21 protein-coding genes are annotated in these 24,555 nt (G+C 31.5%); all 21 read right to left on the bottom strand.

Going from position 1 to position 24,555, the window contains the following annotated elements; genetic code table 11:
• Positions 1-335: 335 nt before the first annotated feature.
• The gene (locus tag E0F76_RS04335; RefSeq protein WP_132001885.1) at positions 336-806 is read right to left on the bottom strand and encodes a UpxY family transcription antiterminator; all 471 of its coding nucleotides are present in this window, start codon (positions 804-806) and stop codon (positions 336-338) included.
• A 48-nt stretch (positions 807-854) separates the two neighbouring features.
• Complete coding sequence (gene rfbB, locus E0F76_RS04330) at positions 855-1,901, bottom strand: dTDP-glucose 4,6-dehydratase (RefSeq protein WP_132001882.1); 1,047 nt, start codon at positions 1,899-1,901, stop codon at positions 855-857.
• 147 nt (positions 1,902-2,048) lie between these two features.
• Positions 2,049-3,332, bottom strand: a complete 1,284-nt coding sequence (locus E0F76_RS04325) for a nucleotide sugar dehydrogenase (protein WP_165932633.1) — start codon at positions 3,330-3,332, stop codon at positions 2,049-2,051.
• A 98-nt stretch (positions 3,333-3,430) separates the two neighbouring features.
• Positions 3,431-4,414, bottom strand: a complete 984-nt coding sequence (locus E0F76_RS04320) for an SDR family oxidoreductase (RefSeq protein ID WP_165932632.1) — start codon at positions 4,412-4,414, stop codon at positions 3,431-3,433.
• Positions 4,415-4,438: 24 nt separating this feature from the next.
• Entirely contained in the window at positions 4,439-6,907 is a 2,469-nt protein-coding gene (locus E0F76_RS04315; RefSeq protein WP_132001879.1) for a polysaccharide biosynthesis tyrosine autokinase, read from the bottom strand.
• A 13-nt stretch (positions 6,908-6,920) separates the two neighbouring features.
• Positions 6,921-7,709 carry a polysaccharide biosynthesis/export family protein gene (locus E0F76_RS04310; RefSeq protein WP_132001876.1) on the bottom strand — a complete coding sequence of 263 codons (789 nt, stop codon included), beginning with the start codon at positions 7,707-7,709 and terminating at the stop codon, positions 6,921-6,923.
• A gap of 800 nt (positions 7,710-8,509) precedes the next feature.
• Positions 8,510-9,130: a recombination mediator RecR gene (gene recR / locus E0F76_RS04305; protein WP_132001873.1), complete on the bottom strand. Its 621-nt coding sequence runs from the start codon at positions 9,128-9,130 to the stop codon at positions 8,510-8,512.
• Between the two features lie 363 nt (positions 9,131-9,493).
• Positions 9,494-11,884, bottom strand: coding sequence for a GumC family protein (locus E0F76_RS04300; RefSeq protein WP_132001870.1), 2,391 nt, complete (start codon positions 11,882-11,884; stop codon positions 9,494-9,496).
• Between the two features lie 4 nt (positions 11,885-11,888).
• Positions 11,889-12,683 carry a polysaccharide biosynthesis/export family protein gene (locus tag E0F76_RS04295; protein WP_132001867.1) on the bottom strand — a complete coding sequence of 265 codons (795 nt, stop codon included), beginning with the start codon at positions 12,681-12,683 and terminating at the stop codon, positions 11,889-11,891.
• 101 nt (positions 12,684-12,784) lie between these two features.
• Positions 12,785-13,330: a sugar transferase gene (locus E0F76_RS04290; RefSeq protein ID WP_132001864.1), complete on the bottom strand. Its 546-nt coding sequence runs from the start codon at positions 13,328-13,330 to the stop codon at positions 12,785-12,787.
• 116 nt (positions 13,331-13,446) lie between these two features.
• Complete coding sequence (locus E0F76_RS04285) at positions 13,447-13,998, bottom strand: sugar transferase (RefSeq protein WP_132001861.1); 552 nt, start codon at positions 13,996-13,998, stop codon at positions 13,447-13,449.
• 92 nt (positions 13,999-14,090) lie between these two features.
• On the bottom strand, positions 14,091-14,519 hold the full coding sequence (locus tag E0F76_RS04280) for a cupin domain-containing protein (RefSeq protein WP_246021980.1): 429 nt from the start codon (positions 14,517-14,519) through the stop codon (positions 14,091-14,093).
• 165 nt (positions 14,520-14,684) lie between these two features.
• Positions 14,685-15,887 (bottom strand): glycosyltransferase family 4 protein, encoded by a 1,203-nt coding sequence (locus tag E0F76_RS04275; protein WP_132001858.1) that lies wholly within the window; start codon positions 15,885-15,887, stop codon positions 14,685-14,687.
• On the bottom strand, positions 15,887-16,729 hold the full coding sequence (locus E0F76_RS04270; protein WP_132001855.1) for a sugar nucleotide-binding protein: 843 nt from the start codon (positions 16,727-16,729) through the stop codon (positions 15,887-15,889). Before E0F76_RS04270 ends, E0F76_RS04275 begins: the two co-directional genes overlap by 1 nt.
• Before the next feature lie 7 nt (positions 16,730-16,736).
• Positions 16,737-17,858, bottom strand: a complete 1,122-nt coding sequence (gene wecB / locus E0F76_RS04265) for a non-hydrolyzing UDP-N-acetylglucosamine 2-epimerase (RefSeq protein WP_132001852.1) — start codon at positions 17,856-17,858, stop codon at positions 16,737-16,739.
• 16 nt (positions 17,859-17,874) lie between these two features.
• On the bottom strand, positions 17,875-18,912 hold the full coding sequence (locus E0F76_RS04260) for a polysaccharide biosynthesis protein (RefSeq protein WP_132001849.1): 1,038 nt from the start codon (positions 18,910-18,912) through the stop codon (positions 17,875-17,877).
• Complete coding sequence (locus tag E0F76_RS04255; protein ID WP_132001846.1) at positions 18,903-19,928, bottom strand: glycosyltransferase; 1,026 nt, start codon at positions 19,926-19,928, stop codon at positions 18,903-18,905. Before E0F76_RS04255 ends, E0F76_RS04260 begins: the two co-directional genes overlap by 10 nt.
• Positions 19,929-19,936: 8 nt before the next feature.
• Positions 19,937-20,953 (bottom strand): glycosyltransferase, encoded by a 1,017-nt coding sequence (locus E0F76_RS04250; protein WP_132001843.1) that lies wholly within the window; start codon positions 20,951-20,953, stop codon positions 19,937-19,939.
• 2 nt (positions 20,954-20,955) lie between these two features.
• Complete coding sequence (locus tag E0F76_RS04245; RefSeq protein WP_132001840.1) at positions 20,956-22,029, bottom strand: EpsG family protein; 1,074 nt, start codon at positions 22,027-22,029, stop codon at positions 20,956-20,958.
• Between the two features lie 77 nt (positions 22,030-22,106).
• The gene (locus E0F76_RS04240) at positions 22,107-23,546 is read right to left on the bottom strand and encodes an oligosaccharide repeat unit polymerase (RefSeq protein ID WP_132001837.1); all 1,440 of its coding nucleotides are present in this window, start codon (positions 23,544-23,546) and stop codon (positions 22,107-22,109) included.
• Between the two features lie 4 nt (positions 23,547-23,550).
• Positions 23,551-24,546, bottom strand: a complete 996-nt coding sequence (locus E0F76_RS04235; protein ID WP_132001834.1) for a CgeB family protein — start codon at positions 24,544-24,546, stop codon at positions 23,551-23,553.
• Positions 24,547-24,555: the final 9 nt, after the last annotated feature.

Genomic DNA, 24,555 nt, shown 5'->3' with positions numbered 1-24,555 from the left:
TTCTGATAATTTGTGATTATAATATTTTTTTAAGACAAATAATTGTACAAAAGTAACTCATGAGAGAGTAAAAAATTTAATTATAAATTTAATATTTGACAATTTTCCACGGCTTCGCTTTAGTGAATCCCATTACAGTTCACTATCACTACCGATATTTACAAATTTATATTAAATTAAAAAGAGTATGCATTTTTTATTTAGACAATATTGTTTCGTAAATCAACAGCTACATCTTGCATACACAGCCTATCTATTGATTTAAAAACAACCTACCAGCGCTATAAAAACCAATATTCAGCAATCTTATTTAAACTAATATTCTATTAAAAAGATTACAACTCGTTTTTAGTTATTCGAAGAACACAACCTAATGATTCTAAAATCAAAAGATAATGGTTTTGTTTCACTTCTTTAATGATAGCAGAATGATTGACAAAGGGCCCCGACTCCAATACAATTGTATCTCCTTTTTTCCAATCATCCAACTCCAAGTTATATGTTTCAGGAGCTGAAAGCCAATTCTGAATAGCTTCAATTTCAAAGTTCTTTACTATGGCCGGTTTCCCTAACCAAAACAGATAACGAACAACACCCGGCACTTCAAATACCCTATTCCGCTCTTTATCTTCTAATTCAACAAAAATATAGGAATTAAACAAAGGGACACTTATCTTTTTTTTTCGATCTGACCATTGTCGCTCCCTAATAATCATAGGACAATACGTATGTACACCAATTGCATTCAATCGATCCGCTATTTTTTTTTCCCATTTGGGTTTAGTGTACACTACATACCAATTCATAGACTGTTTTATTTCAATTTCTTAAATTTTCGACTTACTAACCACTTTTTAAGAGTACATCGTCTCGTAATATTTTTCGTAATCACCAGAAGTTACACTATTGAGCCATTCCTTATTACTTAAATACCAATCGATGGTAATTTCCAGTCCTTGTTCAAAAGTCACCGACGGTTTCCATCCGAGTTCCTTGCTTATTTTATTCGCATCAATGGCATAACGCAAATCATGACCAGGTCTGTCTTTTACGTAAGTAATTAACTTTTCAGATTCCCCTTGGTTTCTACCTAATTTCGTGTCCATAATTTGGCACAATACTTTTACCAAATCGATGTTTTTCCATTCATTAAAACCTCCAATATTATAGGTTTCGTGATTCTTCCCTTGGTGGAAAACTAAATCAATAGCAACGGCATGATCTATAACAAACAACCAATCTCGGGTATAATTTCCATCTCCATAAACAGGCAGTGGTTTATTATTTATAATATTATTTATAAATAACGGAATCAATTTTTCGGGAAAATGGTTTGGACCATAATTATTAGAACAATTGGTCAACACATAAGGCATACCGTAAGTCTCGCCATAAGCTCTTACAAAATGATCTGAACTTGCCTTAGAGGCAGAATAAGGAGAATTCGGGTCATAAGGAGTAGTTTCTGTAAACAATCCTTCGGCACCCAAAGAACCATAAACCTCATCCGTACTTACATGATAAAAACGTTTGTCTTCTGAATTATTCGCCCATTGTTTTCGGGCAGCGTTAAGCAAGTTCACTGTTCCAATCACATTTGTTTTCACAAAAGCCATAGGATCTTCAATCGAACGATCCACATGAGATTCTGCAGCTAAATGAATGACTCCGTCAAACTGTTGTTCTTCGAATAAATTGGCTATAAATTGTTCGTCGGTAATATCTCCTTTTACGAAAGTATAATTTGCTTCCTTTTCGATATCGGTAATATTCTCCAAATTTCCAGCATAAGTCAAAGCATCCAAATTAAAAATTTGGTAATTCGGATAATTTTTCACAAAACGTCTTACCACATGAGAGCCAATAAATCCAGCACCTCCAGTAATTAATATTTTTTTCATCTTCTTATTTTTTATAACTTTATTTTTAATCTAACCTAAATACTATCTGAATATTTAACATTATCGCCTTCTGCAAACTATTTTCTGTACACTAATCACTGACCACTTAACACAGATTTCTACTTTCTGATCACTGATTGCTAAAAACTAAAGCTTCCCATCGACAATAGCACCCAAAACTCCTTTTACATCATAGAGAATACTGCTATCATTACGTAAAGAATTCATGTCCAGAGTCAAAAATTCCTTGTGAGCAACTCCCAAAACTACGGCATCAAAAGTGGTTGTTGGCAGCTGATTTGAAGTTGTTATACCATACTCCTTCATAACTTCAACAGGATTTGCCCAAGGATCGAATAGACTCACTTTAATACCATAATCCTCTAAGGCGCTGATCACGTCGACTATCTTGGTATTGCGTACATCGGGACAATTCTCTTTGAAAGTAATCCCCAACATTAAAAGACTCGCTCCATTAATAGCCACTCCTTTTTTTATCATCAACTTCACCACTTGCGAAGCCACATAATCTCCCATACTGTCATTCAGGCGGCGCCCTGCCAAAATAATTTCAGGGTGATAACCGTTTTCTTGTGCTTTTTGTGCCAAATAATAAGGATCTACCCCTATGCAGTGTCCGCCAACTAAACCCGGTTTGAAAGGAAGAAAATTCCATTTGGTACCTGCCGCTTCCAAAACAGCATGGGTATCAATATCCAAAATATTGAAAATCTTGGCCAATTCGTTGACAAAGGCAATGTTAATATCTCGCTGAGAATTCTCGATTACTTTAGCTGCTTCGGCCACTTTGATTGATGGCGCAAGATGTGTTCCTGCTGTGATGACCGATTGGTATAATAGGTTTACTTTTTGTCCAATTTCTGGCGTGGAACCCGAGGTGACTTTCAATATTTTATCGACCGTATGTTCCTTGTCACCCGGATTAATTCTTTCAGGCGAATAACCTGCAAAAAAATCAACATTAAATTTTAATCCTGATATTTTTTCCAATACCGGAACACATTCTTCTTCAGTTACTCCAGGATAGACGGTGGATTCGTAAATAACAATATCACCTTTTTTCAATACTTTAGCCACTGTTTCGCTGGACTTGTATAATGGAGTTAAATCAGGGCGGTTGTTCTTGTCTACAGGTGTTGGAACGGTAACAACATAATAGTTACAATCAGCTATATCTTCAAGGGATGACGTACAATATAAACCTACGGCTTCACTTGTACGATCAACCAATACTTTTTTTAAACTGTCAGCATCAATTTCGAGCGTACTATCATTCCCTAATTTTAAAGCATTGATTCTGGATTCATTAATATCAAATCCTACAACAGCGTATTTGGTAGCAAACAATCGTGCCAAAGGCAAACCAACGTATCCCAAACCGATAACGGCTATTTTTATCTTTGTATTCATTATTTAATATTATTTATTTTCAGTGAAAACGATTAATGTTTGAAAATAGTTAGGAGAAATGTCAATTATCAGTAAAGACGAATTTAGTAAAAGTAGTCTTATTTCAAATGCTCCCAATACCAACTTACTGCTTCTTTTAATCCTTCTTGCAAAGAAAATTTAGGATCATAACCCAATAGCTTTTTTGCTTTTTCAATACTAGCCAAAGAGTGAGGAATATCACCTGCTCTATTAGGTCCGTATTCAATAGCTATTCCTGCTATTTTTGGATCATATTCCGCTAAATTATCTTTTAAATAGAACACTAAATCGTTCAAAGTGTTTCGATCACCATAAGCGGTATTAAAAACAGTATTGATGGCTTCAGGGTTTTGAGTCAGCATTGCCAATTCGTTCATTTGAATCACATTATCGATATAGGTAAAATCACGGGAATAATTACCATCGCCGTTTATCAAAGGACTTTCAAGTTGCATTAATTGCATCACAAATTTTGGAATTACAGCAGCGTAAGCTCCTTTTGGGTCTTGTTTTCGTCCAAAAACATTAAAATAACGCAAACCAATCGTTTCTAAGCCGTAGGTTCTACTGAAAATTTCGGCATACAATTCATTTACATATTTGGTAATCGCATAAGGTGAAAGTGGTTTCCCTATTACTTCTTCTACTTTTGGCAATCCTTGAGAATCGCCATAAGTAGAGGAACTTGCCGCATAAACAAATCGTTTTACCTTGGCATCACGAGCAGCAACGAGCATATTCAAAAATCCAGAAACATTCACCTCGTTAGTGGTAATTGGATCTTTTATTGATCTAGGCACGGAACCCAAGGCTGCTTGATGCAAAATATAATCTACACCCTTAACTGCATTTTGACAATCTTCTAAATTTCGAATATCTCCTTCAATCAAACGAAAATTGCTATTATCAATAAAATCTTTAAGATTATGACGGTGACCCGTTGCAAAATTATCCAAACAAACTACCTTATATCCTTTTGACAAAAAATAATCACATAGATTCGTTCCAATAAATCCTGCACCTCCCGTAATTAATATACTTTTTTTCGTTTCTTCTATCATTCTATTTATATTTATAACAATGTCTTATGAATTGCGCATTTTACGTATTTTTTGAACTAATTTTTCATAAAAATTCCTTGGCTTATCCTCGTCATGATAGCCGCTAGAATACACCCCGTAACCGTAACCATAGCCATAACCGTAGCCGTAGCCTGCTCCATACTTCGCTTTGTTTTCAAAACTATTCAAAACAATGCTCACATTGCTTAGTTCTCCACGTTTGACCCGGTTATTCAGTTGAGAAATCATCTCCTTTTTAGAGAAGTTTTGTCTTACAATATACAAAATAACGTCACAGTATTGAGCCAGTTCCATTGCGTCTGAAACCAAACCAACAGGAGGCGTATCCAGAATTATATAATCGTATTTTTTCTTTAATTCTGCTAGTAAATCTCCCATTCCATCACTCATAATCATTTCGGCCGGATTAGGAGGAATAGGACCAGAAACAATTACATCAAGATAGGGAACTTTTGTTTTTTGCGTAATTTCTTCAATTGTTTTCTGGTTGATTAAGTAATTAACTATCCCCACTTCATTGGTCAAATCGAATTCTTCAAATAACTTTGGTTTTCTTAAATCGACGCCAATAATAACCGTCTTTTTTTCGCTTAATGCAAATATCGTTGCAATGTTAATGGAACAAAATGTTTTTCCTTCCCCACTGACTGATGAAGTAATCATGAGCGTTTTGCCTCCCGCTACTTTTTGTTGTTTGTATAAAAATTGAAGCGAGGATCGAAGTGCTCTAAATGATTCCGATAATGCTGATTTTGGTTTGTCGAAAACTGCTAAATTAGTTATTTCCCTATTGACACCTACCACACCTATTAACGGAATTTGTGTCAGTTTATTAATATCATCCGTATTTAGAATCGAATTATTAATCAAGAATATTCCAAATACAAAAAGTAATGGAATAAGTAATCCCAAAAAAAACGCTAATACATAGTTCACCTTTGTTTTAGGTCCTATTTGTCCACCACCTATATCTTTGGCCGGATCTATAAAATGGATGTCCGATAAGTTAGCTGCTTTTACAATATCAGCCTCACTTCTTTTTTGAAGAAACGTACTGTATATATTATCGCTTAAATCGTATTTTCGTTTGATTTTAATGAGCTCTTGTTGATCGTCAGGCAATTGTTTTATAGTACTTTCAGTGGAACTTATTTTGGCATTGACCGCCGCTAAATCATATTGCAAAGAGGCTTTGGCAGTTGTAATATTTTCCAGAAGCACCTTCTTGATTGCTTCCATTTGATTGTCAAAATCCCGAAATATTTTATCGCTTTTTACGGCATAGGCCATTTCAGATCTTTGGGTCGAAAGTGAAATTAATTTTGAAATATTCATTACGATATTAGGGTCATCAATTCCTGCAACAGACGGTGCCGGAAGTTTGGCATAGTCTACACTGTTTTTTAAATACGATTTTAGGGAATTATAATAGGCAGTTTTACGGGTAATTTCATCTTTCTTGACATCAAATTCCATAATTTGACCCGAAAAATTAGCCCCATTATCTTCGATATCGTAGATTTTTTTTCCTCTTTTAAACGATTTTAATTCGTTTGTCGTTTCTTTTAATTGCGATTCCATTGCAACTAGTGTACTGTCAATAAATGCAATCGTATTGGTGGCAAATTGATTTTTATCATCCAATTGCCTTTTAATAAGCATTTTAACAGTTTCATTCAAGTATTCAACCATTCGTGCCTTGTTCGCACCCTGCATTCCAAGGGTAATTATGGAACCACCGCGATCATCTGATTTTACATTGATACCTCGGTAACCTGCAACAGTACCATCAAAATCATTGAATAGTACAAAATATTCATTCCCAGTATAAAAACCTGGTTTGTCTTTTATTTGTAATTTCCAATTTAAAAAAGGGAGGCTCACCTGTGCACCTACTTTGTATCTTTTGACAAATTCCCCTTTAGCTACAGCTGTTGTACTATAGGAATTATCAAAATAAGAAATTAGAGAAACACTATTCCCTCCAAAAGGAATCCGGATTTCATATTCGTTTTCGCTCAAAAATTTAATTTTGATAAGACTTCCTGCTAATTGCCCTTTTGTTTTATCAATAGTTACATAAAAAGGAACCGCTCCGTAAGCGTCCACAATATTGTATTTTCCTTGTGAGAGGTAGCTAATATAATATTGTAATTTCCCAACAACTAACTCATTATGAGATCTGGATTGTAATGTAGTTGCTACTGTTTGAACTTGATCTGAAGTTCCACCCCAATTGAAAACCAAACTGGTGGTAGAAGTAAAAAGCGGATTGCTTTCTTCTTTTACAGATATGAGCGTTTCCATAGCGTAAATTTTCTCTTTACGTATGTTGACTTGATATGCAATCGTAAAAGTGATGATTAGACTTAATAAAAACCATTTCCAATAACTCCCGATTTGAACTAATAATCCTTTAAAATCGAAACTAGCTTGGCCTTCAAAAATCGAAAAATCTTTTATATCTAACATTTTTGGATTTATATTATAATTTTAATATTAAAATTGTAGTCGTTATCAGCGAAATTAAGGTCATTATGGATCCTAGCGATTCTATCCCTGTTTTCCCCGTTCCCCAACTTTTTTGTCTTAATGGTTTTACGTAGATAAAATCATTGGGTTGTAAATTAAAATAGGGCGATTTTAAGGCATTAATATTTGTTAGATCAATGTTGTGCATCTCAATTCCTGAAGGCAATTGACGAATAATTGTCACTGCTTTTCTATTTCCTGTTAGGGTAATATCACCCGAATTAGCAATGGCTTCCATAATATTGACATGATCTTGAAATAAAAATTTAGTACCTACACTGCCTACCTCACCAGTAATCGTATACTTAAATCCAGCCAGTTTTACTGTAACAAAAATGTTAGCCTCTTTTTTGAAATATTCCGACAGGAGTTGTTTCTCAATTTTATTTTGCAATTCCTCAACGGTAAATCCAATCGCATTTATGTCTCCTAAAACAGGAATTCTAATATTCCCATGATCGTCTACTGTAAAACCATCAAAATATAATGCTGTGCTTGATTTACCTGCTTCCCCTTGGTTTGTAGTATTAAAAATAGTTACTAATTTTGGATCATTGGCTTTTATTGAAATACTTAAAACATCATTAATTTGAAGTCTATAGGGCTTTTGCATTACTTCTGAAATGGGTGCTGCCGTTTCGGTTCCGTTTTTATTTTGTAAATAAATAAGGTCTTTATTAGGAATACAAGAAACGAATAACATACTGATTCCTAACACTAAATATAAAACGGCGTTGTTCATTTTTCTTATTTTGAAACAAATATAGCTTTTCATTTAACAAATTAAAAATATCGCGATTTAATAAATATTTTTATACTTTTTTTACTAATTAAAACCGTTCTCGATACAATCCCGCTCAAAAGCAGGATTACGTAAATTAACGTAGGAGTGGCTTTTATTAAAACAAACTAAATTCCTTACTAACTCTCAATTCCCGTCTCTTCGAGTGTTTTTAATAATAATAATGCGACAGCTTTACTAGTAAAAATGAATCAAGAAGTTTTTAGATAACGCATGGTTCTCGATACAATTTTTAAAGCTATACTATTATTTTTATTCATCAACATTTGTGTGGCTTTAAAAACCACTACCATTGACGTTTTTGTTTAATGTATTGAAAATCAATAATTTAACAAAATAAAAACATAAGAATAATACGTTATTTTATATTGCTTTTTTTGGTAAAAAAAATTCTACCTCGAACTGACGAACTAAAACCTGATCTTTTATATAGAGCGCGACCATCTTCTTCGAACGGATGAACCATAGTATCAATATCCCCTTTATGTTGTTTCAGCACGTCACTTCGTTTTTACTAGTAATGCGACAGCTTTACTTTTAAATTTGCCCAATTTGGTGCTCGTCCAATGTCATTAAGTTAAGAAAAAAGCGGCTCCTACAAGTTGCTCACTCCTCATTTGTCGCGCTGTAAAGCGTCTCACACAAGTTGCTCACTATAATTGAGATTGCTTCGCCCGTTCGCTTTCGCTCGTGTCCTACAGAATGACAAATTAAACCGCTTAGTAACCAACGGCTAAATTTTAATTATTCTTAAAAAACTTTTCAAAAGGTACTCTTTGCAAAATACTTCTGCCCAAGGTTACCTCATCAGCATATTCTAATTCGTCTCCCACAGATATACCTCTGGCAATTGTAGAAGTTATAATATCGCACTCTTGAATTTGTTTGTAGATATAAAAATTGGTGGTATCCCCTTCCATGGTAGAGCTTAATGCAAAAATAATTTCGGAAACGGATCCTGACTTTACTTTTTCAACTAAAGTATTGATGTTTAACTGGCTCGGTCCAACACCTTCAATGGGTGAAATTTTACCTCCCAGAACGTGATAAATTCCTCTAAATTGGCCTGTATTTTCGATTGCCATGACATCACGAATGTCTTCCACAATACAAATAATTTGCTGGTTTCTTTTGGTATTGGCACATATTTCGCAAACATCATTATCCGAAATATTATGACAACTCCTGCAAAATTTGACTTCTTCCCGCATCGTTGTTATTGCTTCCGTTAAAAAACGGGTTTGCTCTTTGGGTTGTTTCAATAAATGCAAGACCAATCGCAAAGCAGTTCGTTTGCCTATTCCGGGTAATTGTGCCATTTCATTGACTGCTTTTTCCAATAGTTTTGATGAAAATTCCATAACGACAAATGTAGTAATTTGTTTGAGAAGGTAAATCAGTTAGGGGGTTAATTGGTTAGGAAAAGTTTAATTGGTTAGGAAAGGGTTAATCGGTTAGGAAGGGGTTAATTGGTTAGGGAAAAGGTCAATTGGTTAGGGAAAAGTTTAATCGGTTAGGAAAAGTTTAATCGGTTAGGAAAGGGTTAATCTGTTAGGAAGGGGTTAATTGGTTAGGGAAAAGGTTAATCGGTTAGCAAAAGGGTGAACTGGTTAATCGTAATCTCGTACCTAAAAAACGATTAAGCAGTTAAACAATTAAACGATTAAACAGTTAACCCACAAAAATACAATCTAAACAAAAAAAGAGGCCAAAGCCTCTTTTAATTATTGATTAAAAATTTTTTTGAACCAGGGTTTTTCTTCTTCTTTTATTCCATAACCATAACCGTAGCCATAACCATAGCTTTTACTTAATACTGTATCATTAAGTACAACAGCCATATTTTTTAATTTACGCTCTTTATACAAAGTTTTTGGAATATGCAACATCCTTTTATCTAAAACATTGGCACGTATCACATATAAAGTAGCATCTGCAAATTTAGACAACATCAAAGTGTCTGAAACCATACTCACTGGAGCCATATCGACAACTACGTAATCATATTCCTTTTTGAATTGGTTAAATAATTCTCCAATTTTTTTACTCATTAATAATTCCGTAGGATTTGGCGGAATGATTCCCGCAGGAAGAATGGATAAATTCTCGAATATTTTTGATTTAAAAATATAGTCATTAATTGAAGCTTTATTGGAAGATATATAATCTGTCAAACCATGTGCGCTTGGAGCTTCTATATATTCCCCTAATTTTGGATTCCGTAAATCCATTCCTACCAGTAATACTTTTTTTCCAGATAATGCCATCGTTGCAGCTAAATTAACCGACAAAAATGTTTTTCCTTCTCCTGGTACTGTCGAGGTAAAAAATACAACTTTCGCTTCCTCTTCGGGAACCTGACTCAACATAAAGTCCAAATTTGTTTTCACAATTCGAAGTGCTTCGGCGGTACCAGTCCTGCTGGTGGCATCAATCATTTCACTAGGAGTAATTGATTTTGGAATATCTCCTAAAAAGGGAATGTCAAATTTGCTGGTAATATCGAAACGACTTTTAATTTTAGTATCTAATAAATCAATCACATAGAGAATACTAAAAGGAATTAGCAATCCTAACAACAAGGCTGCCAAATAAATAATACTCTTTTTGGGAGAAACTGGTATTTTAGATGCCTGAGCTGAATCAATTACTCTGGCATTAGGTTCGGTTGCTGCTAACGAGATGGCTGTTTCTTCCCGTTTTTGTAATAAATACAAATACAATTCCTCTTTTACTTTTTGCTGGCGGGCAATCACTCTGAATTGACGCTCTTGAACCGGAATATCACCAATTTTTGAATCTAACAATCCTTCTTGCCCTTTCAAATCTCTCTTTTGAATGGTCAAATTCGTTTGCATTCTAGCCAAACTTTCTCTCACATTCAATTTCAAGGAAGCGAGTTGTTGATCTAATTTAATTACAGTAGGATTCTCTACTGTTGCCGATTTTAAAATTCGGTTGCGTTCCAACACCAATTGATTATAGGATCCTATGATACTAGTCTCCTCTCCTTTACCTGCAATCATATTAGCAGGCAGTAAGTCCGAAGGAGCACTTTTCTTGATAAAATCTGACATTGAAGAAACCATATTCAATTGAATTTCGGTTTCTATTCTTTTTTTATTGTATTCATCAGCTCCTTTAATAAACAATTGGGCTTCGGTCTCAATATCAGTCAATTTATTGGTGGTTTTAAAATGTTGAACATCTTTCTCCACACCATCTAATTCCTGTGTAATCAATAACAATCGGTTGGCAATAAATTTTGAAGTACTTTCTGAAATAAAACTTTTATCAGTAGCGGCTTCTTCATTATAAATTTGAACTAGATTATCCAGAAAATCTTCCGCCCTTTTGGTAATAGGATCCGTAATTGAAATTTCTACTACACTACTGGTTTTACTGACTGGATTAATTTTAATTCTACTCAAATAACTTCCAACTACGTCATTTAATGGATTTACCATTATGGTGTATGATCTATTCGTTTCTTCGGAAAGGTTATTTAATTGTTTCTCTTTTGTAATAATTAAATCGCCGTTTGGCGTTGGAATTAGTTCCCCATAGTGAAATACTTTTTTATTTTTTAAGGATAAAGGCTTGCTTACTTCGCTAAAATTAAATTCCAATTCAAAAGTAGTTGGCGTTAATTCTACTAACTGAAAGACCATTTTATCCGTATAAAAAGAAGGTTTCTTATTTGTGAAATTTACTTCTATTTTTTTATCCAGATATAGTTCACTCTTTTTAACATTCCCTTTTTCAACAATTATAACATTTAAATCCAGCTTCTTGATTGTTTTTTCGATCAAGGTTCTCGATTTTAGAATTTCGGTTTCATTGTCCAAATTACTTTTAACCCCACTTCCGCCTATCCCTAAATCTGTAAAAGCAGATAATTCCGATAGCATCCCCCCTTTTCTATCATCTTTTACCAAAATGGTTGTAGAGGCTTGGTATTGAGGTGTTGCATAACGTAAATAAGTATACGCTATAAATACGCAAATACAAGCTGTCAATACAAACCATTGCCATTGATTAAGATATAACTCTAAAGTATCTCTTAAATTAAAATCTTCGTTTTGATCTTCGTCTGAAAAATTATTATTATCCATAAATCTATTTTGAAGTGGTAACAATTAAAGTTATTAAGGTGATTATTAAAGAAGTAATAGAAATGATGACCCCAGTATTGGCTCCCACTGCCGCTCCATTGATTCTGGTCTTATTGGGCTCTACATACACAACATCATTTTGGGAAAGATAATAAAAAGGAGAGTTGATAAAATCCGCTTTAGTAATATCGACGCGATTGTACGATTTTGTACCGTTAAGATCGCGGATAATGAGAATGTTGTTTCTTTTACCGTAGATGGTCAAATCCTTCGCCATGCTCAAAGCTTCGATTAAAGTCACTCGATCCGAATTAATTGGATAAGTTCCGGGATTATTTACCTCCCCTTGAACCGAAACTTTAAAATTCATGATTCGAATGTTAATAATTGGGTTTTTGATGTATTTGGCAATTTTCCCTTCCAAAAGTTCTAATAATTGGGAACGTGTCAAACCACTGACTTTCAATTTTCCTAAAATTGGAAAATCAATAGTACCTGGAGCATCAACTAGATACGATTGCATTGTTAGCTGCCCTTGACCTGCGATTGAACCATTTGCTAATGGCACACTGACGGTCGATAAATTAAAAGGGAGCGCTGTTTCGGGATCATCAGCTGCCACAATTATCATCAATAAATCATCAGCTTGTATTTTAATTTCGTAAGAATTAGCTTTTTCTGAATTGGCTAATCCATCAATATTTTGATAATAAACATAATCCTTTCTTTGCGCACAAGAAAACAAAAGAAAAATTAATAGGAATGGGATTGTTTTTTTTAAAACAAAGAAATACTTCATGTGATACACTTTTTAAAGTTGGCAAATATAGGGAATTACCCCTAGTAAAAAATATGTTTTATTGATGATTTTAGATTTTATTAGAACAATCAAAAGTCAAATTATCCATAAATTGTTTTCCAAAGTATGTTAAGGTCTCCAAGAAAACTATGATTATAATAGTATTCTAAATTTAATTTTACTTTATCTGGAAAAAGAATTTCGTCATTGTATTGCATAGGATTGTCTACCTGTGCCAATAGGACTTCCTCATTATAATATTTAAGTGAAGCTGTACTTGTTAAACCAGGTTTTAATTCTAATATTTTCCGGTCTTCCCCTTGCAAAGTATCATAATAGCCCACAATATCGGGTCTTGGACCTACAAAGCTCATATTACCTATGAAGATATTCCATAATTGTGGTAATTCATCCATCTTAGAATTCCGGAGAAACGAACCCAAAACTGAAATCTTAGCTGTTAGAGGATGCATCGTCTTTAGTTTGACTATTTTAAACGGTTTCCCAAATTGGCCGATACGTTCTTGTATAAAAAAACCATTCGATTTGGTGTCAAATGAAGCTAAAATCCAAAGGATTAGGATAAGCCAACCCACAACAAAAAGCCCAAGTAAGGAAAAAAAAATGTCGAATAGGCGTTTAGTCATTGGTGAACTGGTGAATTGGTTAGTTGGTTAAATGTTTAACTGGTTAAGTGGTTAATCAATATTTAGCATCCTATTTTCGATTAACCGATTAAACTTTTCCTAACCGATTAAACTTTTCAATGCTTCACCCCGTGGGTATTCAGTACCTTTGCAAAAGTAAGGACCCCAATTTTGAGGTCGAAACCAAATGATTTTCGTTCCAAATATTCTTTCTCCAACGCTACTTTAGCTTCTAATGAAATTTCATCTCTGCCATTTATCTGTGCCCATCCTGTAATACCGGGTTTTAATTTTTCTACTCCAGCCTTTACACGCAATGCCATTAAATCATCTTGATTATATAATGCTGGTCGTGGCCCAACAAAAACCATATCTCCTTTTATTACATTAATGAGATTAGGCAATTCATCCAAACTCAATTTTCGAATAATGCCTCCAATTTTTAAAATATATTGGGATGGATTATCTAATAAATGGGTGGCTACATTCGGTGTGTTTTTCCTCATGGAACGAAACTTGTAAATTTCGAAAAATGTATAATCCTTTCCCACTCTTTTTTGTTTAAAAAAAACAGGAAAACCATCTTCAAAAAAAATAAATAATGCAGTTACTAAAAAAAGGGGCGAAAACAATACTAAAAAAAGTAATGATAGTACTCTATTAAACATATACTTATGTGTTTTAAGTGTTATTTTTTGCAAGTAGTTAAACAAAAAAAAGTGAAACCTTTAAAAAAATATTTTTTATATTTTATTCCTAATTAATCAAAATAATCATCAACGAAACGATATTCATCATTAATCTCACCAAAGCTATAATCAGCCATAACCAACAACTTCGAATTCTTTTCAATAGCCTGAATACTGCTTACATATCCTGCAGGAACATGCAAAACATCTAATTTATCCGAAAGCAAAACAAACTCTATTTTATTTAAATTATGCAGCGGTTGTTCCCAATTATCTATAAATATCAAACGTATCTTAAAAGTACCTTTTATAACTGAAAACCATCGTTGTTCTATTTTATGTCCTTGCCATGCGCGAATTAAATTTGTGTCTCTATTTTCTAAAAGATAGATTTTTTTTATGGAAGTTGTATCAAATTCATTGTTATAAAACAAAATACCTCTTGAATCGGAATGAAAGTTCCCTTTTATTATTGTTGGCGTCATTTTAGTGGTAATCATTTTTAGCTAATATTAAATAAATAGTTTAAAATAAAACATTTCTAGAAAGGGACTTTTTACAAAAAGAATGTGCGAAATTCTTATAGATATTATTTAGTAATAACTTTCTTAGAATAATGAGTATTTTATATTCTCATTTCGCAATTTATGTGATAGTCTTTTAGTTTATTCTAGAAATATCCCAATTAATTTATCTATAACAATTGTCTTAGAAAAATTAGCATCATAATATCTTTTACCGTTAACTCCCATCTCAAAAAGTTTTTTTGAATCTAACCTATATGCTTTAATTACATTTTCTGCTAATGAATTAGGATTTCCTGCCATACCAACATAACCACATTTTGCATTTGTAATTACATCAGAGCCGATTCCATTTAACATTCCAATGATAGGTTTACCAAAAGCCATATAAGATTGGACTTTTGATGGTATTGTTAAGGCAAAGATATCTTCATTTTTCAATGTCAACAACATAATATCAGCGTGTACAAAAAAACTTGGCATTTCTTCAACTGGATATCGACCTACAAGAAATATTGTTTTTTCTAACCCTAATCGAACTATTTCTAATTCCAACCAAGCTCTCTTCCTACCATCACCAACAATAACCCATTTTATTTCTGGTATATTTCTAGTAAGTTCTGCAGCTTTAACGATAGAATTAAAATCTTGAGCTTCACCAATATTTCCAGCAAACATAACTTTAAACCCACTAGGAATAACTTCTTTATATTTATCAATCTGGATATTAGAACTATCACTATATAAATCTTCTGCCCAATTGGGTATATAGCCAATTTGCCCATCTGTAACTCCTTTTTCTTTTACAGACGAAACAAAACCTTCTGATTGCAATAACACTCTATCAGATTGACTATATATATTTTCGACCATTTTAGTTAAAACTTTTTGAATAAATTTTGAACTAATTTTACTTGCAGCAATTACACTTTCTGGCCAAAGATCTTGAACCCAAATATAAAGCTGAGTTTTATGACGTTTTTTATATACAATTGCAGGGTACAATGCTGTAATCGGAGAGAAATTTACTGCAAATATTTTATCGTATTTTATTTTATGAAAAATTGCAAAAAGTGAACCCGCAATGACAAATGACAAATAATTAAGAATTAGAATTAAACTATTATTACCTCGTGGAATAATAGGCACACGATATATTTTAATTCCTTTATAATTTTCAATTTTATAATTATAGCCATACCCTTTAAAAAACTTTCCTTGTGGATAGTTTGGATTTCCTGTTAACACAGTAACTGTATTCCCTCTTTTAACTAAATCAATAGCTAAATCATTAATGCGAAACTCTTCTGGCCAAAAGTATTGAGTAACAATTAAAATATTCATTAATAATTATAACTATTAGTATTAATCCAACTTTTCATCTCCAAAATCATTTCCTCATAAGTAGGAACCTTGTAATTAAAATCCATTCTTATGCTGTGCATGCTTTTATCAACTTTATAGCTAGGGTTTTCTGAAATAATTAATTTATCATTTTTAAAAACTTTATTGAAAATTTTCAGTAAACTAAACTTATCTATTTTCTCTACTCCTGCAACTATAATTAATCCAGCTATATTTTGTTGAATCGTTTGATGAATTACTTTGGCCAATTCAATAGTGGTAATCCCTGACCAAAAGGCTTGTGAATAGCCACTAATTTCATTATTTTGTTGCATAAACCAATGAAACAAACCTATTCCTTCTTGATTTATTTCAGGTCCAATAATAGATGTTCTAATAGTACAATCTTTATCATTCACAATTTCTCCCAAAGCCTTAGATTGCGCATAAAACCCAATACCATCTTTAAAATCATTTTCAGAATAGCCTCCTCTTTTCCCAGAAAAAACACAATCTGTACTGATACTAATTACTTTTGTTTTAGTGTTTTTTGTTAATGATTCTAAAAGATGTGGAAAATAACTATTGAACCATATTGCTTTATGTGGATTATCCTCGGCGTCTTTATTTAATATCCCAATACAATTTACAATTACATCAAACTCTAAATCGATTAGCTTTTTTAATCCTACAGTATCACTAACATCAAGATTAAACAATCGATCAGTTGGCTCAATATTTCTGGCAACACCGTATACTTCATATTCACCTAACTGAGGCAACGATTGAAGTACAACATGTCCAGCCATACCTTTACTGCCAATTACTAATATTTTTTTCATCCTTTTATTATTTGTCCCAAATTACTTTATTAACAATTGGAGTGTAACTTTGAATTACTTTCACTACTCTTTCAGATGTGTTAGTAACAAGGTATTCCCAAGGCAATTGTGTTGTTTCATTGATCGCTAGGCCTTTTGTTATTTCTATTGCATTAAGCATACTGTCCGTACTTACACCTCCTAAAACGATAGTTCCAGCATCAACCGCTTCAGGTCTTTCGGTACTTGTTCTAATACTTACAGCCGGAAAACCCATCATTGCAGACTCTTCGCTAATAGTACCACTATCCGAAAGAACTACATAAGCATTTTGCTGTAATTTAACATAATCAAAAAAGCCTAATGGCGCTATACTTTTAATTAAGGGATTAAAAACAAAATTAGATTTTTGCATTCTGTTTTTTGTTCTTGGATGTGTTGAAAAAATAATTGGCATTTTATATTTTTCCGCTACAGCATTGAGCGACTCAGCCAAAACTTCAAATTGATTTTTCAAATCAATATTTTCTTCTCTGTGTGCACTTACTACTATATATTCCCCTTTTATTAAATTTAATTTTGATACTACATCCGAACTTTGAATTTTATCCTCATTCTTTTTCAATACTTCATACAAAGGAGAACCAGTTACAAAAACATGGTCTTTTCGAAAACCTTCACTTAGCAAATACCTTCTACTATGTTCTGTATAAGTTAAATTTATATCCGATATATGATCTGAAATCTTTCTATTAATTTCTTCTGGTACATTTTGATCAAAACACCTGTTTCCGGATTCCATGTGAAATATTGGAATTTTCAATCTTTTAGCCGCTATAGTACTCAATACACTGTTGGTATCTCCTAATACCAAAATGGCATCTGGCATTTCAGACGAAAGTACTTCATACGACTTTGAAATAACATTCCCAATAGTTTCTCCTAAATGTTTTCCCGCAACATTTAAGAAAAAATCAGGTTTTCTTAAATTCAAATCTTCAAAGAAAATCTCATTCAATTCATAATCATAATTCTGACCTGTATGAATTAAAATATGCTCAAAATAAGTATCACAAAGCTTAATACATTCGGCTAATCTAATTATCTCTGGACGAGTCCCTAATATTGTTGCTACTTTTAATTTTTTCATTTTTAATGTTTTAATATTAACCTGGCATTTGTGCTACATCTTCTCCAAATACTTCTTTGCGAATTAAAGGTAATGTTGACAATAATTTTTTCATTCCCTCTATTCCTAATTGTTCTGTATTATGCGAATGATAATCTTCAATTAACGCTATATCTTGTTCTCCTTCAAAGAAGTACTTCGCATAATTTAAGTCTCTATTATCCGCAGCTATTCGATAGAAATCACCCATATCTTCCGCTTTCATCATTTCTTCTCTAGTACACAAAGTTTCATACAATTTTTCCCCATGTCGAGTTCCAATAACTTTGATTTCATTATCCGCCTTACATAATTCTTTTAGCGCTTGTGCTAAATCACCTATGGTACCTGCCGGTGCTTTATTTACAAATAAATCCCCTGAATTTCCATGTTCAAAAGCAAACAAAACGAGTTCTACCGCTTCATCTAATGACATCAGAAAACGTGTCATATTAGGATCTGTAATGGTTAAAGTATTCCCTTCTTTTATTTGTTTTAAAAATAAGGGTATTACAGAACCTCTGGAAGCCATAACATTCCCATAACGGGTCAAACAAACCGTAGTGTCAGTCAAATTCCTCGAAGCTGCAATGGCTACTTTTTCCATTAATGCTTTTGAAATTCCCATAGCATTAATTGGATATGCCGCTTTGTCTGTACTTAAACAAATCACTTTTTTTACCTTGTTAGCACTTGCAGCATCAATCACATTTTGAGTACCAAAAACATTAGTTTTAGTCGCCTCTAATGGAAAAAACTCACAGGAAGGCACTTGTTTTAATGCAGCCGCATGAAATACATAATCTACGCCACGCATGGCACGTTCTACACTAGCATAATCACGTACATCTCCAATATAAAATTTGAGTTTATCACTTTTCAATTGATTTCGCATGTCATCTTGTTTCTTTTCGTCACGCGAAAAAATACGGATTTCTTTGAAATGATCAGTTTTTAAAAATCGGTTTAAAACAGCGTTCCCAAAAGAGCCTGTTCCTCCGGTTATAAGTAAGGTTTTATTTTGAATTAGTTGCATTGGCTATTTTCTAAAATATTAATTAATTCATTAATTTTATTATTAATTTTTGGCGTACTTAAATTTGTGTAATAATTTAAACTAGTCTCAAAAGCTTTAAAAATACTTTCTTCTTTTAAAGGATCAAATACAACAGATGGTTCACAAACCGCGTAAGTATAAGGCAAATCTGCTGCAATTATTTTACATCCACATTCTATTCCTTCAATTAAACCTAATCCAAAACTTTCTGTTAAAGAAGGAAAAATAAGAAACTCGCTTTTTTGATATTCTTTTTCTAACTCTTCTCTGTTTACAAAACCAATATTTTTAATTGGGTATCCAGATTTTTGTTTTAAATCAATTAATGCTAAAACTTCAGGGAAATACTTATTCACTGTTAGAATCAATTGGCCTATTTTATATTTTTCATAAAAAACACAAAATGCATTAATTAATCTTGTGTGGTTTTTGTGAGGATTAGCATTACTAACATATAAATAACTATTCTTATTTTTAATAGAAACTACATTTAAAGAACTAAAATGAGGATAAAACGGAAGTACTTTAATAAGGTTTTCATTGAAAGAAAATTTTAATCCAAATTTATTTTTTGTCAAATTAGATTGAACTATCCAAAAATTAGTGTTTTTCGCGAAAATCTTAAGTATAATTCTTTTTAATCTGAATTTAACCTGATCTAAAAAAGAAAATTCTGTAGGTATATTTATATATATTAGTTGATGGAAATACGTGTAAACTTCAGTATTTAATCTTATTGTTGGAGGTAAATTAGCAAAACAAAGAACTTTTGAAAAATCATTTTTATGTACTTTGTAAAAATGATGCCTTTTAAAAATATTACCTTGTAGAAAAGAAACTTTATTACAGATAGAAATTTCTGGAATAGTATTCTTGATTCTGTCATCTAAAAGATAATGCACTTTTAGTCGTTTCTTTTCAATTTCTTCAATTAAATAATCAAGCAGAACTTTACCTCCACCATTATTTATAAATAAAGCGTCAATTAGAATCATGGTGTTTTTTAAATATTTTCATTTCGAATTGTTTCATAAATTTTATTATAGGATTCGAAAAAAATATGCTCCGAAAATCTTTCAATATTTTTATAACCTTTTTCTTTTAATTCTTCAAGATTTATTTTACCGTTTACGAATAATAATATTGACTCTTTTATAGACTCAATAGAATATGGATCCACTAAAACTGTACCATCTCCTGCAACAAAAGGCATAGCCGTAGTATTGGAGGTAATAACAGGAACCCCCAAAGATTGTGCTTCTAAAATTGGCAAACCAAAACCTTCTTTTGTAGAAGCAAAATAAAGGATATTTGAACAAATATATTCATAAAACAATTCATTCCTAGTTAAATCACATGCAATAGAAAAATTAATATTTTTATTTTTAAATTTAATTAATAATTCATCTGGTTGTTTTCCAATTAAGCGTATTTTAATTTTATCAATTCCCTCAACAGCATCTATTAACCTTTCAATATTTTTATTTTCAGTATTACCAACACATAATATCTGAAAATACAAATTATTTTTTTCAGGATAACTGAAATTTGGTGTTTCAAATTTTAAAAAAGAATTTGGTATAATTATTATTTTATTTTCATCAATCTTAAAATGATTTTGAAGTTGTTTTTTTGTATATGGAGATATTGCAACAATTTTATGAGCAATTTTTAAAGGCAAATAAAACCAAATAAACCCATAAATTATTTTTTTTAATCCTTTTAAATTTTCATAATGATTTAAATCATGAATAGTTATTATATTTTTTTTCCAGAAGAGTAGTATAGCAACATAATGAACATCACCCGTTATATGAATCACTTTTTGTTTTATCTTCAATAAAAACACCCATAATTTAAAAAAATTATATATTGAATTTAAATCTTCAGGCAATATAATTTTTTGAATATTTACTTGCTTATCAAAGGGTTTAAATAGCGTTTCAATGCTATAGCGTTTATTTTTCTCAGACCGATAAACTAATGCAATTTCTTTATCCAACATTTGCGACCTTTCCATATTTAATGACTAAATACTGACTTATAAGGAATAAATAACTCAGGGTAAATGGCAATAGATCGAAAAAATATAACAATACACATAACTGTATAAAGCAATAGTGCTGTACACTTTTCTTTAGAATTATATAAAATCATAAAAAACCAGGAATAAACAACACATTCAAAAACAGAAAAATAAATAATCATTCGACCCACCAAAAACTGTAAATTATTATTGAAAAGCACGTAGCAAAGGAATGCCAGAACTAAAATATTAAATATTATGTTGAAGTATCTATTTTCAAATCCTTTTCCTTTAATGTAAATCAAAAGGCATATGGGCAAGCCTTTCCTCATTAACCCAAAAAAAGTTCCTAATAGCGAATTCTTAAAATTATCATTATGAAATAAAAATGCTTTTGCCTGTTGTTCAAACAATGAGGGTAATAATTTTTGTGTGACAATTTCAAAAATTCCCATTACGCTATTCGAGATACTCAATAGGATACATATTACCAAACTTACCATTAATACTTTATTATTAATCTTTCTGTCTAAAAACAATATCACTAAAAACACAATCGATGTTTTATGAAAACCGAAAGCTAATACCATTAAACCCAAAAAAACCCACCATTTTTTTTCCACGATAAAACGAATGGAAAAAAAACATATTGCTACTGCGATTAGTTGCCTATTGCAGCCTAATAAACCAACCATTGAAACATATAAAAAGGAAAGTGCTAAAATAGTATATTTCGTGTATTTTTTTAAGGCTGTAATGTATAATGAATAAATGATTGTGGCATGTAGTAAAAGAAAAAAAGTATAGGAATGCGATAATAACCTAGAAAATTCAACCAATTTTTGGTATAATATTTCAAAATTTTTAGTTTTATTCGTTTTTATATTGGGAAAATTGAAATGATCTAAATAGACCTGAAAATCCGTTCCCATATTCCAACGTAAGCCATCATGCAAAACAAACAACAATCCTAACGAAAAATAAAAATAATTTTTTTTTCCCAAAGAAACTAAGTTATAATTCTCTATTAAAACCAAAAGAAAAATTATTATTAAAACTGCTATATACATTCCTAAATTAAATTAATCAGATTCTCTAGCATATAAAATAATTTAAATTTCATTGTATTTTCTCCATTATAAAAATTTTACATATTATTTCCGTTTTCTATTTTCTTAAAAAAAATCTTATAATAAATACTATAAATAAAAACACTTTGAAGAATCTGTGCTAACAAAAAATAAACATCATTCTCAACCACAAGCATTTGGACTATCAAAGTAGAATAAAAAATCAAGAAAAATATAGTTTTCTTATTTACAACATATTGAAAAATGCTAATCACAATTCCTAATAAAAAAAATTGCAAAAAAGCATAAATCAAACCACCTTCTAAATAAGCCCATCCATAAGCCGTAGGTGTAATTGAATTGTTTGTATCTTGAAAAATTAAATTTTGAAATTTTGAACCAGTATCACTTGTAGGTTTATTAGAAAGTAGAAACCTTGGAATGAATGAAATCGGCAAATAAAAATACCGTTCCATATTTTTATAAACATCCCATTTATTTTCTAGTTCAAGTGATTTAACTAAATAAGGAAACATTGATAACCGCTCATTGTAACTCGAGGAACTTTTTTCTCCAAAATCCTTAATTTGAAATGCACTATTAATAGCTAGACCCAAAGCAACATCTTTACTAATGTTTTCGTTATGCGCTAATATTTCTCTATATTCTGTATTAATTGGATACAATAAAAAACCTACAACTAAAATTGAAACAATCCAAGATTTTTTTAAACTTCTCCCACTGAAATAAAAAGGCAATAAAATATAAACAATCCCAAAAATAATAGTTCCCTTCATCCCAGAATACAATCCAAATACAAAATATAAAACACAGTATAAAATATAATAAAAGTTAAATTTTCTTGTATCAAAATCATATAAATACTTCAATATAGCGTATGTTATAAAAAAAAGACCGCTAAAACTACTTAAAAATTGCAAAACAAAAGAATACTGATTTTCAGCATAGTAGGTAGAATCAGCACCATAACCTATCAACCCTGCAAACAAAAGATAGAATTGAATACTTATAAAGAAAAAAGATATTGATATAAAAACATTTAAATTCTTTAAAACTACATTTTTCACTACTGGAAAGGTAACATTATTTTTCTCGTGAAATTTCAAACTAAACATTTTATCGGCTATCCCTATAGCCAATAGACAAATAAAAACACAAAATAATGATTCGGTAACAAAGTCTTTATTGATTAATAATATTCCATAAATACCAACTCTTTCCTCATTTAATTGATCTGCAATATTTAAATAATTTAAGGGTAAGAAAATGAAGGACGAAAATCTAAAAAAATCAATGATTTTTGGAAAACCGAATTTATAAATGTTTTTTATAAAAGGATAAACAGAAATTTGAAAAATACACCCAACCAAAATCAAATCAATAAAAACGGAGTATTCTGTTACAGACGTAAAAATCGAAATCGAACGAAATATTAATAATCCCCATAAGATACTTAATATAAGATGGTACAATCTTCTTGATAATTTAATCCCCATAATATTAATCAATATACTTAAATAATTGTTTTATCCTGTTTTCATAAGTATGATGATCTAAAAAATGTGCCCTCTGAATACTTGCCATTACATGTCTTAATTCTGGTTTATCAAGATAATATTGTATCAAATCTACTGCTTCCCCAATAGATTTGTAGGTATATTTTTCTACCTCTATAGCTGAATATTCTTCTAATGTTGGTTTGTAATCGCATATTTGAAAGCCACCGATTCCAGCTATTTCAAAAAACTTAACATTAGCCGATTGAATTTCGGCATAATGAAAATTATTAAAAACAACTTTTGAACCATACAAAATTTCTGATTTTCTATCTCCTGTAATAAATTCATTTTTAAATTTCAGATTAATTTCTGGCTTACTAAAACGCCTATCTGGAGTACCAAATATGCTAATATCAATTCCTGAATTCAATAACTGTCCAATCATATTAGTCCGATAGGGATACATCGTTCCAAAAGCAACCACATCTATATTGATTTTTTTTTCCAGTTCGTTTCTGTCAACCACAGGTGCTTTATGCACCCGAGGGTTAAAAGCCTCAGGAAGGTAAAAAGTATTCAAACCCATTTTATTCTTCATAAAATCAACCATAAAAGGATCTTTAGTAAAATAGGCGTCATAGGGTGAAGCAAAAATTTGCTGATAATCTAATGTGCATAATTGGTCTGGATTAATATGTACAACTTTAACCTTAGGCATAGCTTGTTTAAGCATACGGATGCATATAGGGTGAATAAACCGATAAGTACAGACAACTAATTCTGGTTGAGATTCAATTATTATATTAGCTATCTTTTTAAATAAATATTCATCGTATTGAGGAATAAATTTAATAGCATAATAATTGTATTTATAGGGAATGGTAAATACATCCTTGACATCCAAATGAAACACATCATTTCCTGAAAAAACTAGTGAATCATTGAGATGGTATTCTAAACTATCAAAATCTTTGCTTCCTAAAAGAGCTATTTTCATATTTTGTTT

This window comes from Flavobacterium cellulosilyticum, assembly GCF_004349355.1.
Lineage (GTDB): Bacteria > Bacteroidota > Bacteroidia > Flavobacteriales > Flavobacteriaceae > Flavobacterium > Flavobacterium cellulosilyticum.
Note: the sequence above shows the minus strand (reverse complement) of the source record. Positions and strands in the feature narration are given on the sequence as shown.

What these genes read in the sequence shown, in the direction of transcription:
- E0F76_RS04335 (WP_132001885.1), bottom strand. Translation starts at nt 806, where the DNA reads ATGAATTGGTATGTAGTGTACACTAAACCCAAATGGGAAAAAAAAATA.
- rfbB (WP_132001882.1), bottom strand. Translation starts at nt 1,901, where the DNA reads ATGAAAAAAATATTAATTACTGGAGGTGCTGGATTTATTGGCTCTCAT.
- E0F76_RS04325 (WP_165932633.1), bottom strand. Translation starts at nt 3,332, where the DNA reads ATGAATACAAAGATAAAAATAGCCGTTATCGGTTTGGGATACGTTGGT.
- E0F76_RS04320 (WP_165932632.1), bottom strand. Translation starts at nt 4,414, where the DNA reads ATGATAGAAGAAACGAAAAAAAGTATATTAATTACGGGAGGTGCAGGA.
- E0F76_RS04315 (WP_132001879.1), bottom strand. Translation starts at nt 6,907, where the DNA reads ATGTTAGATATAAAAGATTTTTCGATTTTTGAAGGCCAAGCTAGTTTC.
- E0F76_RS04310 (WP_132001876.1), bottom strand. Translation starts at nt 7,709, where the DNA reads ATGAACAACGCCGTTTTATATTTAGTGTTAGGAATCAGTATGTTATTC.
- recR (WP_132001873.1), bottom strand. Translation starts at nt 9,130, where the DNA reads ATGGAATTTTCATCAAAACTATTGGAAAAAGCAGTCAATGAAATGGCA.
- E0F76_RS04300 (WP_132001870.1), bottom strand. Translation starts at nt 11,884, where the DNA reads ATGGATAATAATAATTTTTCAGACGAAGATCAAAACGAAGATTTTAAT.
- E0F76_RS04295 (WP_132001867.1), bottom strand. Translation starts at nt 12,683, where the DNA reads ATGAAGTATTTCTTTGTTTTAAAAAAAACAATCCCATTCCTATTAATT.
- E0F76_RS04290 (WP_132001864.1), bottom strand. Translation starts at nt 13,330, where the DNA reads ATGACTAAACGCCTATTCGACATTTTTTTTTCCTTACTTGGGCTTTTT.
- E0F76_RS04285 (WP_132001861.1), bottom strand. Translation starts at nt 13,998, where the DNA reads ATGTTTAATAGAGTACTATCATTACTTTTTTTAGTATTGTTTTCGCCC.
- E0F76_RS04280 (WP_246021980.1), bottom strand. Translation starts at nt 14,519, where the DNA reads ATGATTACCACTAAAATGACGCCAACAATAATAAAAGGGAACTTTCAT.
- E0F76_RS04275 (WP_132001858.1), bottom strand. Translation starts at nt 15,887, where the DNA reads ATGAATATTTTAATTGTTACTCAATACTTTTGGCCAGAAGAGTTTCGC.
- E0F76_RS04270 (WP_132001855.1), bottom strand. Translation starts at nt 16,729, where the DNA reads ATGAAAAAAATATTAGTAATTGGCAGTAAAGGTATGGCTGGACATGTT.
- wecB (WP_132001852.1), bottom strand. Translation starts at nt 17,858, where the DNA reads ATGAAAAAATTAAAAGTAGCAACAATATTAGGGACTCGTCCAGAGATA.
- E0F76_RS04260 (WP_132001849.1), bottom strand. Translation starts at nt 18,912, where the DNA reads ATGCAACTAATTCAAAATAAAACCTTACTTATAACCGGAGGAACAGGC.
- E0F76_RS04255 (WP_132001846.1), bottom strand. Translation starts at nt 19,928, where the DNA reads ATGATTCTAATTGACGCTTTATTTATAAATAATGGTGGAGGTAAAGTT.
- E0F76_RS04250 (WP_132001843.1), bottom strand. Translation starts at nt 20,953, where the DNA reads ATGGAAAGGTCGCAAATGTTGGATAAAGAAATTGCATTAGTTTATCGG.
- E0F76_RS04245 (WP_132001840.1), bottom strand. Translation starts at nt 22,029, where the DNA reads ATGTATATAGCAGTTTTAATAATAATTTTTCTTTTGGTTTTAATAGAG.
- E0F76_RS04240 (WP_132001837.1), bottom strand. Translation starts at nt 23,546, where the DNA reads ATGGGGATTAAATTATCAAGAAGATTGTACCATCTTATATTAAGTATC.
- E0F76_RS04235 (WP_132001834.1), bottom strand. Translation starts at nt 24,546, where the DNA reads ATGAAAATAGCTCTTTTAGGAAGCAAAGATTTTGATAGTTTAGAATAC.